The following is a 13,460-nucleotide window of genomic DNA, read 5'->3' as shown; positions in this document are numbered from 1 at the left end:
CCGCGCGACGCCGCCGCGCCAGCGCGTCGGCCGGAGCCGACGGTCCGGCCGCCAGGAGCAGCAGCCGCGCCGACGCCGGGATCGCCGTTTCCACGGCTCGCAGCGTCCCGGGATCCGTTCCCGTGTGGACGATGGTGGTCACGGCGTGCTCGGTCACCAGCGCCGAAACGGAAGCGGCGTCGGCGAGGTCGGTCTCGGCGACGGAAACCCCGTCGAGGCCGTCGAGTTCGGCGCCCAGCTCCGCCGCGCGCTGCACCGAACCGGCGGCGAGCAGCACGGTTTCGTGGCCGAGGGCGCGCAGCCGCCGGGCGAGCGGGGCCGCCACGGCGTCGGCACCGGCGTCCGCGACCAGCACCGGGCCGCCCGGTTCGACGGCCTCGACGGCGGCGCGCACCAGCCGTGAGACGAGCACTTCGCCCTGCCGCACCACGGCTTCCGGCTCGCCGGGGACCACGACCGCCGTCTCGTCCGTGTCGACCACGGCGAACCGGCCGGGGTGTGCGGCCTCGGCGGCGCGGACGCGGGCCCAGAGCGCGGCACCGTCCTCGGTCCACTCGCCGTCCGCACCAGCCCCGGTGGTGACGAACGTCAGCGTCTCCCCCTCGAACGCGGGTTCGGCCAGCCACGCTTCGGCGAGCGAGGCGATTTCCTCCACTGTGGACACTGCCGCGGCAACCGGGGCCGTCCGCTCCCGGGAAGCCAGTGCCGCGAGGTCGGTGTCGAGCAGGACCGGCGTGCCCCCGCCCTCGGCCGGCTGCCAGTCCAGTCGGTAGAGCGCGCCGCGGCCGGCGTCCCCGGACGCGGCCAGCTGCCCGGCCGAGACGGTGCGCAGCACGAGCTCGTCGGCCGCGGCGAGGAAGCGGCCCGCCGGGTCGGCGAGCGTGACGGCGACCCCGTTGTCCGAGGGCGAGAGCCGCACGCGCAGCGCGGTCGCCCCGGGCGCGCCGAGGGTGATCCCGCGCCAGGAGAACGGCAGCCTCGGTCCGCTCGCGCCGTCGCCGGCAGGCAGGAACGCCAGCGCCTGCAGCGCCGCGTCGAGCAGCGCGGGGTGCAGGCCGAACCCGGCCGCGTCGGCGGACTTCGGCAGCGCGACCTCGGCGTAGACGACGGTGCCGAGCCGCCAGGCCGCCCGCAGTCCGCGGAAGGCCGGGCCGTAGTCGAACCCGCCGTCGGCGCGCCGGTCGTAGTGGTCGCCCACCGGGATCGCCACGGTGCCCGGCGGCGGCCACTCGGCCAGTGCGGTTCCGGTGCGCTCGGCGACCTCGCGCAGGAGCGTGCCGCTCGCGTGCCGCGCCCAGGTGCCGTCCCCGTCTTCGTGGCGGGAGTACACGGCGAACGACCGGATGCCGGCCGGGTCGGGAGCACCGGTGCGCACCTGCAGCCGGACCGCGCCGGTCTCGGGCAGCGTCAGCGGCTCTTCGAGGACCAGTTCCTCGACGCCGTCGCAGCCGAGCACCTCGCAGGCGCCCAGCGCGAGCTCGACGTACCCGGTGCCGGGGAACAGAATCCGGCCGCCGACGACGTGGTCGGCCAGCCACGGCTGGGACCGCACGGACAGCCGGCTGCTGAACAGCGTCTCCCCGGACCCCGCGACCGCCGTGACGACGCCGAGCAGCGGGTGCCCGGAGGCGCCCAGCCCGGCGGCGGCCGGGTCGCCGCCGCCGTCGGTGGCTTCGAGCCAGTACCGCTCGTGCTGGAAGGCGTAGGTCGGCAGCTCCACGCGCCGGGCGCCGGCGCCGCCGAGCAGCGTGCCCCAGTCGGGGGCCAGGCCGCTGACGTACAGCCGGGCCAGCGCGGTGAGCAGTGCGTCCGCCTCGCCGCGATCGCGGCGCAGCAGCGGCACCAGCACGGTGTCCGCCGGCAGCGGGTCGAGGCACTGCTCGGCCATCGGCGTCAGGATGGCGTCGGGGCCCAGTTCGACGAACCGGGTCACGCCGTCTTCGGCGAGGCCGCGGATGCCGTCGTGGAAGCGCACAGCTTCCCGGACGTGCCGCACCCAGTACTCGGGGCTGCCGAGCTCGCGGGCGTTCGCGGGCTCGCCGGTGACGTTGGAGCGGATCGGGATCGACGGCTCGCCGTAGGTCAGCGACTCGGCGACCGCGCGGAACTCGTCGAGCATCGGGGCCATCAGCGGCGAGTGGAACGCGTGGCTCACCCGCAGCCGTTTCGTCATCCGGCCGAGGTCCTCGAACCCGGCGGCCACTTCCAGCGTCGCCGCTTCGGCGCCGGCGATCACGACCGCCGAAGGGCCGTTGACCGCGGCGATGGACACCTCGGCTCCGCGGCCGTCCAGTGCGGCGACGACCTCGTGCTCGGCCGCCTGCAGCGCGACCATCGCGCCCCCGGCCGGCAGCGCCTGCATCAGCCGGCCCCGCGCGGCGATCAGCTTCGCCGCGTCGGACAGCGACAGCACCCCGCCGACGTGCGCGGCGGCGAGCTCGCCGATGGAGTGGCCGACGAGGTGGTCCGGGGTCACGCCCCACGATTCGACGAGCCGGAACAGCGCCACCTCGATGGCGAACAGCGCCGGCTGCGTGTAGGCGGTCTGGCTCAGCAGCTCCGCGTCCGCGCTGTCCGGCTCGGCGAACATGACCGTCTTCAGTGGACGGTCGAGGTGCAGGTCCAGGTGCGCGGTGACCGCGTCGAGGGCGTCGGCGAACGCCGGGAAGGCGTCGTACAGCTCGCGGCCCATGCCGGGCCGTTGCGAGCCCTGGCCGGAGAAGAGGAACGCGGTGCGGCCGCCTGCCGTCGCGGTCCCGCTGAACACGCCGGGCGCCTTCGCACCGGCCCGCAGCGCCTCGAGGCCGTCCGCGAGGTCCGCGGTGTCCCGCCCGAGCACCACGGCGCGGTGCTCGAACCTCGACCGGGTCGTGGCCAGCGAGTGAGCGAGGTCGGCCGCGGGTGCCCCGTCGAGGGCGGACAGCAGCCGGTCCGCCTGCGCGCGCAGGGCGGCCGCGGTCCGGCCGGAGACGGGCCAGGCGAGCACCGGTGGCACGGTCCGGCCGCCGGGCTCGGGGTCGTCCGGGGTGGCGGCGGGCGCTTCGATGACGACGTGGGCGTTGGTGCCGCTGATCCCGAACGACGAGATGCCGGCGCGCCGGGGCCGGTCGTGCTCGGGCCACGGGGTGGCCTCGGCGAGCAGGCGCACGTGGCCCGCGGACCAGTCGACGTGCGGGGTGGGTTCCGCGGCGTGCAGGCTCGGCGGGAGCACGCCGTGGCGCATGGCCAGCACCATCTTGATGACGCCCGCGACACCGGACGCGGCCTGCGTGTGCCCGATGTTCGACTTGACCGAGCCGAGCCATAACGGCTGCTCGCGGTCCTGGCCGTAGGTCGCCAGCAGGGCCCCGGCCTCGATCGGGTCGCCGAGCGTGGTGCCCGTGCCGTGGCCCTCCACCGCGTCGACGTCGGCGGGCGAGAGGCCGCCGTCGGCGAGCGCCCGGCGGATGACCTGCTGCTGGGCGGGTCCGTTCGGGGCGGTGAGGCCGTTGGACGCGCCGTCGGAGTTGACCGCGGAGCCGCGCAGGACCGCGTGCACGGTGTGGCCGTGGCGGCGCGCGTCCGAAAGCCGTTCGACCAGCAGCAGCCCGGCACCTTCGGACCAGCCCGTGCCGTCGGCGCCGGCGGCGAACGGCTTGCAGCGCCCGTCGGCGGCCAGCCCGCGCTGGCGGCTGAACTCGAGGAAGGACGCGGGGGTCGCCATCACGGTCACGCCGCCGGCGATCGCCATCGTGCACTCGCCGTCGCGCAGGGCCTGCGCGGCCAGGTGCAGGGCCACCAGCGACGAGGAGCACGCGGTGTCGACGGTCAGCGTCGGCCCTTCGAGGCCGAGTGTGTAGGAGATCCGGCCGGAGGCCACGCTGCCGGAGTTGCCGGTGAGGAAGTGGCCGGCCAGCCCGTCGGGCACCTCGGCGAGCCCGGCGCCGTAGCCCGACGCGCCCGCGCCGACGAACACGCCGGTCTGGCTGCCGCGCAGCGAGTGCGGGTCGATCCCGGCGCGTTCGAACAGCTCCCACGCGGTCTCCAGCAGCAGCCGGTGCTGGGGGTCGGTGGCGAGCGCTTCCTTGGGGCTCATCCCGAAGAACAGCGGGTCGAACTCCGCGGCGTCGTCGAGGAAACCGCCGGTCACCGAGTAGGTCTTGCCCTCGACGCCCGGTTCGGGGTCGTAGAGCGCGTCGACGTCCCAGCCGCGGTCGGCCGGGAAGGTCGACAGTCCTTCGGCGCCGTCGGCGACCAGGCGCCACAGGTCGTCGGGGCCGCGGACGCCGCCGGGCAGCCGGCAGCTCATGCCGACGATGACGATCGGGTCGTCGGCCACCGGCGCCTGCGGCAGCGCGGGTCCGGCCGCGCTCGCGGAGCCGAGCAGTTCGCCCAGCAGGTGCTCGGCGAGGGCGGCGGCGTTCGGGTAGTCGAACACCAGCGCCGCGGGCAGGGCGACGCCGGTCTCGGCGGCGAGCCGGTTGCGCAGCTCCACCGCGGTGAGCGAGTCGAGGCCGAGGTCCCGGAACGCGCGGTCGGCGGCGATCGCGCCGGCGGTGCCGTGCCCGAGCACGGCGGCGACCTCGGTGCGGACGAGGTCCAGCAGGATGCCGGCCCGCTCGCGTTCGGTGCGCGGCCGCAACTTGGCCAGCAGTGCGGAACCGTCCGAAGCAGACGGCACGGGGGCGTCCGCGAGGGCCGCGACGGCTTCGGGGAGCGCGCCGAGCAGCGGGCTCGTCCGCACGGCGGTGAACCCGGGCACGAACCGCGCCCAGTCGACGTCGGCGAGCACGCAGGTGGCCTCGTCCGTGCCGACGGCCTGCGCCAGCGCGTCGAGCGCGGTCCCGGGGTCGAGCACGGTCAGGCCCTGCCGCGCGAGGCGCTGCTGTTCGCCGTCCGACGCGGCCATGCCGTCGCCGCCCCACGGGCCCCAGGCGATCGAGGTCGCCGCGAGTCCCGCCGCCCGGCGGCGCTCGGCGAGCGCGTCGAGGAACGCGTTCGCGGCGGCGTAGCCGGACTGCCAGCCGCTGCCCCAGGTCCCGGCGATCGACGAGAAGAGGACGAACGCGTCCAGCGGCTCGGTGCCGAACAGCTCGTCGAGATGGGCGGCGCCCTGGGCCTTGGCCCGCAGCATCGCGGCCAGGTCGTCCACAGTGGATTCCAGCAGCGCGGTGCCCTCGGTGGCGCCCGCCGCGTGCACGACCGCGCGGATGTCCGCGCCCTCGGCGCGGAGGCGGTCGACAAGCGCGGTCAGTTCGGCCTTGTCGGCGACGTCGCAGGCGGCGACGGTCACCCGCGTGCCGAGCGCGGTGAGCTCGGCTTCGAGCTCCGCCACGCCGGGTGCGGCCGGGCCGCGGCGTCCGGTCAGCACGAGGTGTCCGGCCCCGCGCGCGGCGGCCCACCGGGCGACGTGTGCGCCGAGCGCTCCCGTGCCGCCGGTGATCAGGACGGTTCCGCTCGGCGTCCAGCCCGGCCCGGTGCCGGGGAAGCTCGCGCGCCGGAGCCGGCGGGCGAACACGCCGGAGTCGCGGATGGCCAGCTGGTCCTCGTCGGAGCCGGCGAGGACGGCGGCCAGCCGGCGCACCGCGCGCTCGTCCGGCCGCGCGGGCAGGTCGACGAGCCCGGCCCAGCGGCGGGACTGTTCGAGCGCCGCCACCCGGCCCAGGCCCCAGACGGCGGCCTTCGCGGGCACGGGCGGCTCGTCGGAGCGGCCGATCGAGACGGCTTCGGTGGTGACCGACCAGAGGCGCACGTCGAGTCCGGCGTCTTCGATGGTCCGCAGCAACGACACGGTGTGCGCGAGCCCCGCGGGCACGGACGGGCTGTCCGGGTGCGGTTCGACGTCGAGGGCGAGCAGCGAGAGCACGACGCCCCGGCCGGACGTCTCGGCGGCTTCGCGCAGGCGATCGGCGAAGCCGGGGGTGCCGAACTCGATCGCGGTACCGCCGAGGGCGGTGGCGAGCTCGGCGGCGAGCCCGCCGCGCCGCACGACGACGGGCAGCGCACTGTCCACAGTGGCCGATTCGAGCCCGGTGACCGGCTGCCAGCCGATCCGGTACCGCCAGCCGTCGATGCTCGCCTGCCGGTCCTGCTTGCGGCGCCAGGAGGAAAGCGCCGGGAGCAGCGCCTGGAGCGACTCCTGCGTGGTTTCTTCCGACACGTCGAGGGTGCCGGCGAGGGCTTCGAGGTCCGCGCTTTCGACGGCCGCCCAGAACGCGGAGTCGGCCGGGTTCGAGGCCGCCGTGGTCGTGCCCGCCGCGCGCTCCGGCCAGTAGCGCTGTCGCTGGAAGGCGTAGGTGGGCAGGGCGATCCGGCGGGCACCGGGGAACAACGGCGCCCAGTCCACGTGCTGTCCCGACACCGCGAGCGCCGCGACCGCCGTCAGCACGCTCCGCTCCTCGGCGCGATCCTTGCGCAGCGCCGACACCAAGGTCCCGCCGACGGATTCCGCCGCCAGCGCCGTGAGCACGCCGTCGGGGCCGAGTTCCAGGAACCGGGTGACACCGTGCTCGGCGAGGTACGTCACGCCGTCGTGGAACCGCACGGTTCCGCGGACGTGCCGGACCCAGTACTCCGGGGAGGTCAGGTCCTCGGCCAGGGTCCCGGTCACATTGGAGACGACCGGAATCGACGGGGCCTGGTAGGTGAGGGTTTCCGCGACCCGGCGGAACTCCGCCAGCATCGGCTCCATCAACGCCGAGTGGAACGCGTGGCTCACCGGCAGCTGGCGGGTCTTGCGGCCCTCGAAGTGCTTGACGACTGCGTCGACCGCGTTCTCGTCACCCGAGAGCACCACCGAGGAGGGGCCGTTCACCGCGGCGATCGACACCCCGTCGACCAGCAGAGGAGTCACCTCGGCCTCGGTGGCCTGCACGGCCACCATCACCCCACCACTCGGCAAGGCTTGCATCAACCGGCCACGGGCGGCCACCAGCGCACACGCGTCCTCCAGCGACAGAACGCCCGCACCATGGGCCGCCGCCAGTTCGCCGATCGAGTGTCCGACCAGGAAGTCCGGCCGGACACCCCAGGACTCGAAGAGCCGGAACAAAGCCACCTCGACGGCGAACAACGCCGCCTGCGTGTACGCGGTCTGGTTCAACAACTCGGCGTCGTCGCCGAACATCACCTCACGCAGAGGACGATCCAGCGCACCGTCCACATGCGCACACACCGCATCCACGACGTCCGCGAACACCGGGAACGAGTCGTACAGCTCACGACCGGCACCCAGCCGCTGCGCACCCTGACCGGAGAAGAGGAACGCCGTGCTCCCCTCCGCCACGACGCCCGACACCACACCCGCGGAAGACTCACCGGCAGCCAGCGAAGCCAGCCCCGCCAAGGCCTCGGACCGGTCGGCCGCCACCACCACCGCGCGGCAGCCGAGCGCGGCCCGCGTCGTCGCGAGCGACCACCCGGCGTCCACCAGCCGCGGCGGCGCCGCTCCGTCCAGGACCGCGGCCAACCGGGTGGCCTGGGCCCGCAGCGCCACGTCGTCGTGGGCCGAGAGCACCAGCGGCACCAGGCCGTCCGCCCGCTCCGGAACCGGCTGCCCGGCCGCGGCGACCGTGGGTGCTTCTTCCAGGATCACGTGTGCGTTGGTTCCGCTGAGCCCGAACGACGACACACCGGCCCGGCGCGGCCGGTCGCCGGCCGGCCACGGGCGGTCCTGCGTCAGCAGCTCGACGGCCCCCGCCGACCAGTCCACGTGCGACGATCGCTCCTCCGCGTGCAGGGTCTTCGGCAGCACGCCGTGGCGCAGTGCGAGCACCATCTTCATGACGCCGGCGACTCCCGCGGCCGCCTGCGTGTGCCCGAAGTTCGACTTCACCGAACCCAGCCACAACGGCTGTTCCCGGTCCCGCCCGTACGTGGCCAGCAACGCCTGTGCCTCGATCGGGTCGCCCAGCGTCGTCCCGGTTCCGTGGGCCTCGACCGCGTCCACATCGGACGGGCTCACGCCGGCCGACGCCAGCGCCGCGCGGATCACCCGCTGCTGCGACGGGCCGTTCGGCGCCGTCAAGCCATTGGACGCACCGTCCTGGTTCACCGCGGAGCCGCGCACCACCGCCAGCACGGTGTGCCCGTTGCGCCGGGCGTCCGACAGCCGCTCGACGACCAGCACGCCGGCACCCTCGGCCCAGGCCGTGCCGTCCGCGTCCTCGGAAAACGCCTTCACCCGGCCGTCGGGGGCCAGCCCGCCCTGCCGGTCGAACTCGACGAACGAGCCCGGCGTCGACATCACGGTCACCCCGCCGACCAGCGCGAGCGAGCAGTCACCGGACCGCAGCGACTCGGCGCCCCAGTGCAGGGCCACCAGCGACGAGGAGCACGCCGTGTCCACCGTCACCGCGGGCCCTTCCAGGCCCAGCACGTACGCGACCCGGCCGGACAGCACGCTCGCCGCGTTGCCGGTGCCCGCGAACCCGCCGGAGTCCGCGTCGGTGCCCAGCAGCAGCCACGGGTAGTCCTGGCCGTTCGACCCCATGAAGACGCCGACCGGGCCGCCGCGCAGCGACAACGGATCGATGCCGGCGTCTTCGAGCGCCTCCCACGACGTCTCGAGCAGCAGCCGCTGCTGCGGGTCCATCGCCACCGCCTCGCGCGGCGAAACCCCGAAGAAGTCCGCGTCGAACTCCGCGGCGCCGTCGACGAACCCGCCGACACCCTCGCCGTCCCACCCGCGGTCGGCCGGGAACGGGGCCATCGCGTCGGCACCCGCTTCGAGCAGGTCCCACAGGCCCTCCGGCGAACGCACCCCGCCCGGGAACCGGCACCCCATCCCGACGATCACGATCGGATCGCCGTCGGTCTCGGGGCCGGCGGGCACGGCCGGCTGCTCGCCGGTGTCCGCGGGCGCGCCCAGCAGTTCCCCGGCGAGGTAACCGGCGAGGACGGTGGCGTTCGGGTAGTCGAAGACCATCGTGGCCGGCAGCCGCAGCCCGGTGGCCGCGCCCAGGGAAGTGCGCAGCTCGACGGCGGTCAGCGAGTCGAAGCCGAGGTCGCGGAACGCCCGGCCCGGCTCGATGTGCTCGGGACCGGCGTGGCCGAGCACCGCGGCGGCGTGGGCGCGCACCAGGTCGAGCAGCGCGCGGCGGGCCTCGGCGTCCGGCAGCGAGCCGATCCGGTCCGGCACGGACGAGGGGCCGTGCCCGGTGTCGTCGGCGGCCGCGGCGGCGAAGACCCGGCGGACCTCGGGCAGGTCGCCGATGAGCGCACTCGGCCGGGCCGCGGTGAAGCCGGGAGCGAACCGTTCCCACTCGACGTCGGCGACGGCGACGAACGTGTCGTGCGCGACCGCCTGCCGCAGGGCCAGCAGCGCGGTTTCGGCGGCCATCGGCGGCGTGCCGCCGCGCCGCATCCGGGCGTCGACCTTCGCGTCGGTGGCCATGCCGCTGCCCGCCCACGGCCCCCAGGCGATCGACGTCGCCGAGAGGCCCGACGCCGCGCGGTACTCGGCCAGCCCGTCGAGGAAGGCGTTGGCCGCCGCGTAGCTGCCCTGTCCCGCCGCGCCGACCGTGCCGGCGAACGACGAGAACAGCACGAACGCGTCCAGCTCGAGGTCGAGCTCCAGCGACAGCTCGTGCAGGTTCCGCGCCGCGTGGGCCTTCGCCCGCACCACGCCCGCGAGCCGCTCCGGTGTCACGGAGTCCAGCACGCCGTCGTCCAGCACGCCCGCCGCGTGCACGATCGCCGACACGGGGATGTCCCGGCCCGCGGAGGCCAGCAGCGCCCGGCACGCTTCGCGGTCGGCGACGTCGGCGGCCATGACGCTCACCCGCACGCCGGTCTCCGCCAGATCGGCCTTCAGCTCCGCCGCGCCCGGCGCGTCCATGCCCCGCCGCGACGACAGCACCACGTGCTCGGCGCCCGCCTCGGCGACCCACCGCGCGACCCGCGCGCCCAGCGCTCCGGTGCCCCCGGTGATCACCACGGTCCCGTGCGGCTGCCAGACCCGGTCGCCTGCCGGTTCGGCCCGGCTGAGCCGCCGCCCGAAGACGCCCGAGGGCCGGACCGCGACCTGGTCGTTCTCCCCGGCACCGGCCAGCACGCCGCAGACCCGGCGCACCGCGCGCGCGTCGAGCTCCTCCGGCAGGTCGAGCAGGCCGCCCCAGCGGTCGGGGAACTCGAGCCCGGTCACCCGGCCGACGCCCCAGAGCGTCGCCTGACTCAGCCGGAGCACGCCGTCCCAGCGGCCGACCGAGACGGCGCCGCGGGTCGCGCACCAGAGCGGCGCGTCGATCCCGGCGTCGCCGAGCGCCTGCGGGAGCGTGACGCTCAGCGTGAGTCCCATGGCCAGTTCGGGGAACTCCGGGTGGGGATTTTCGTCGAGGCCCAGCAGGGACAACACCCCGTCGAACGGGATTCCGGTCTCGGCCACTTCGCGAAGCTGCGCCGCGAGTGCTTCGCGGCTGGTCTCGGTGGGGTGGAGGTGCACGACCGCCAGGCCGTTCTCGCGCATGCCCGCGACGAGCCGGCCGGCGGGTTCGCCGGGGGGCGCGACGACCAGCCAGGTGCCCCGGGCCGGTGCGGTGAGGTCGCCGGTGAGCGGTTTCCAGGTCACCCGGTACCGCCAGGAGCCGACCAGGCTCTGTTCGTCGCGGTTGCGACGCCACGACGACAGCACGGGCAGGAGGTCGTCGAGGGTGCTCAGGGCGGCCTCGCCGAGCCCGAGTTCCGCGCTGAGCGTGTCGAGGTCACGGCGCTCGACGGCGTCCCAGAATTCGCCGTCCGCGCCGCCGCTCGCGACCGGTTCCCGGGCCGCGGGTGCCGCGTCGAGCCAGTAGCGCCGGCGCTGGAAGGCGTAGGTGGGCAGCTCGACCCGGGCCGTGCCGGTGAACAGCGCCGTCCAGTCCACTTTGTGCCCGACGACGTACAGCGACGCCACCGCGGTCAGCACGCTCTCGACGTCCGCGCGGTCCTTGCGCAGCGCCGAGACCAGCGTGCCTTCAACGGATTCCGCCGCCATCGCCGTGAGCACGCCGTCCGGGCCCAGTTCGAGGAACCGGGTCACGCCCTGCTCGGCCAGATAGGTCACGCCGTCGTGGAAGCGGACGGTTCCGCGCACGTGCCGGACCCAGTACTCCGGGGAGGTCAGGTCTTCGGCCAGGGTGCCGGTCACGTTCGACACCACGGGAATCACGGGAGCGTGGTAGGTCAGGGTTTCCGCGATCCGGCGGAATTCTTCGAGCATCGGTTCCATGCGGGCCGAGTGGAAGGCATGGCTCACCGGCAACCGGCGGGTCTTGCGGCCCTCGAACTGCTTGATGACCGACTCGACCGCATCCTCGTCACCCGAGAGCACCACCGAGGAGGGGCCGTTCACCGCCGCGATCGACACGCCGTCGACCAGCAGCGGTTCGACCTCGGCCTCAGTGGCCTGCACGGCCACCATCACCCCACCACTCGGCAGGGCCTGCATCAACCGGCCACGCGCGGCCACCAGGACACACGCGTCCTCCAAGGAGAACACCCCCGCGACGTGCGCGGCAGCCAGCTCACCGATCGAGTGGCCGACCAGGAAGTCCGTTGTCATGCCCCAGGATTCGAGGAGCCGGAACAACCCGACCTCGACCGCGAACAACGCTGCCTGCGCATACATCGTCTGGTTCAACAGCTCGGCGTCGTCGCCGAACATCACTTCACGCAGGCCTTCAACCTGCGTGCACACCGCATCCACGACCTCGGCGAACACCGGGAACGACTCATACAGCTCCCGCCCGGCACCGAGCCGCTGCGCGCCCTGGCCGGAGAACAGGAACGCCGAACGACCACCCGACACGACACCGGACACGACGCCCGGGGCCGACTCGCCGTCCGCGAGCGCGGCCAGCGCCGCGGCGCGATCGTCGGTCAGGACCACCGCGCGGTGGTCCAGCCGCGCCCGTGTCGAGGCCAGCGCGAAGCCTGCCGCCACCGTGTCCTCTGTGTCCACAATGGATCGAAGGGCGCGTGCCTGTGCGCGCAGGGCGTCCGCGGTTTTGCCCGAAAGCAGCCACGGCACCACCGGAGACGCGGTGGTGACCCCCGTCTCCGCTTCCTCGTCCGGCGCCTGCTCCAGCACGACGTGCGCGTTGGTGCCGCCCACCCCGAAGGCCGAGACGGCGGCGCGGCGCGGCCTCCCGGTCGACGGCCACGGCCGGGCCTCGGTGAGCAGCCGGACGTTCCCGGCCGTCCAGTCCACCTCGGTCGACGGCCGGTCGCCGTGCAGTGATTTCGGCAGGATCCCGTGCTGGAGCGCCAGGACCATCTTGAGCACGCCGGCGACGCCCGCGGCGGTCTGCGCGTGCCCGAAGTTCGACTTGACCGAGCCGAGCCACAGCGGCTCGGCGGCCTGGCGGCCCTGACCGTAGGTGGTGAGCAGGGCCTGCGCTTCGATCGGGTCGCCGAGTTTGGTGCCCGTGCCGTGCGCCTCCACCGCGTCGATGTCGGCGATGCCCAGCCGCGCGTCGGCGAGCGCCTGCCGGATGACCCGTTGCTGGGAGGGCCCGTTGGGCGCGGTGAGCCCGTTGGACGCGCCGTCGGAGTTGACGGCGGAGCCGCGCAGCAGCGCGAGCACGCGGTGGCCGCGGCGCTGGGCGTCCGAAAGCCGCTCGACCAGCACCAGGCCCACGCCTTCGGCCCAGCCGGTGCCGTCGGCGTCGTCGGAAAAGGGCTTGCACCGCCCGTCGCGCGCGAGACCGCCCTGCCTGCTGAACTCCACGAAACCGTCGGGGGCCGCCATCACCATGACGCCGCCGGCCAGCGCGAGCGAGCACTCGCCGTTCCGCAGCGCCTGCGCGGCCATGTGCAGCGACACCAGCGAAGACGAGCACGCGGTGTCCACGGTGACCGACGGGCCCTCGAGCCCGAAGGTGTAGGAAATGCGGCCCGAGAGCACACTGCCGGAATTGCCGGTCAGCAAGTGACCTTCGACGTCGTCCTGCGCCTGCGCGCCGTGGCCGTAGCCCGACGGGCCCGCGCCGATGAACACGCCCGCGGGGCTGCCCTTCACCGACAGCGGATCGATCCCGGCCCGCTCGAACAGCTCCCAGGACGCCTCGAGCAGCAGCCGTTGCTGCGGGTCGGTCGCCGTGGCCTCGCGCGGCGACATCCCGAACAGCGACGGGTCGAATTCCGCGACGCCGTCGACGAAACCGCCCTCGGCGACGTAGCTGGAGCCGGACCGCGCACCGTCGGGGTCGTACAGCGCGTCGAGGTCCCAGCCGCGGTCCGCGGGGAACGGCCCGACCGCGTCGACGCCGTCGGACAGCAGCGCCCACAGGTCTTCCGGCGACCGCACGCCGCCGGGGAACCGGCAGCTCATCCCGACGATCGCGATCGGCTCGCGTGCGCCGGACTCCAGCTCTTCGAGCCGGCGGCGGGTCTCGTGGAGATCCGCCGTGACCAGCTTCAGGTACTCGCGAAGCTTGTTCTCGTTCACCATGCGAACCTCGCCTGTGCACTACTGCGCCGGGTGGATGCCGAAACGGCCGGAA

The 13,460-nt window shown here is 74.6% G+C and carries 1 protein-coding gene; it reads right to left on the bottom strand.

Going from position 1 to position 13,460, the window contains the following annotated elements; genetic code table 11:
- A partial coding sequence (locus IE317_RS38745) for a type I polyketide synthase (RefSeq protein ID WP_191316352.1) occupies positions 1–13,408 on the bottom strand: 13,408 nt, incomplete at its 3' end.
- Positions 13,409–13,460 lie beyond the last annotated feature (52 nt).

This window comes from Amycolatopsis bullii (assembly GCF_014654205.1).
GTDB lineage: Bacteria > Actinomycetota > Actinomycetes > Mycobacteriales > Pseudonocardiaceae > Amycolatopsis > Amycolatopsis plumensis.
This window is presented reverse-complemented; position numbering and strand designations above follow the sequence as displayed.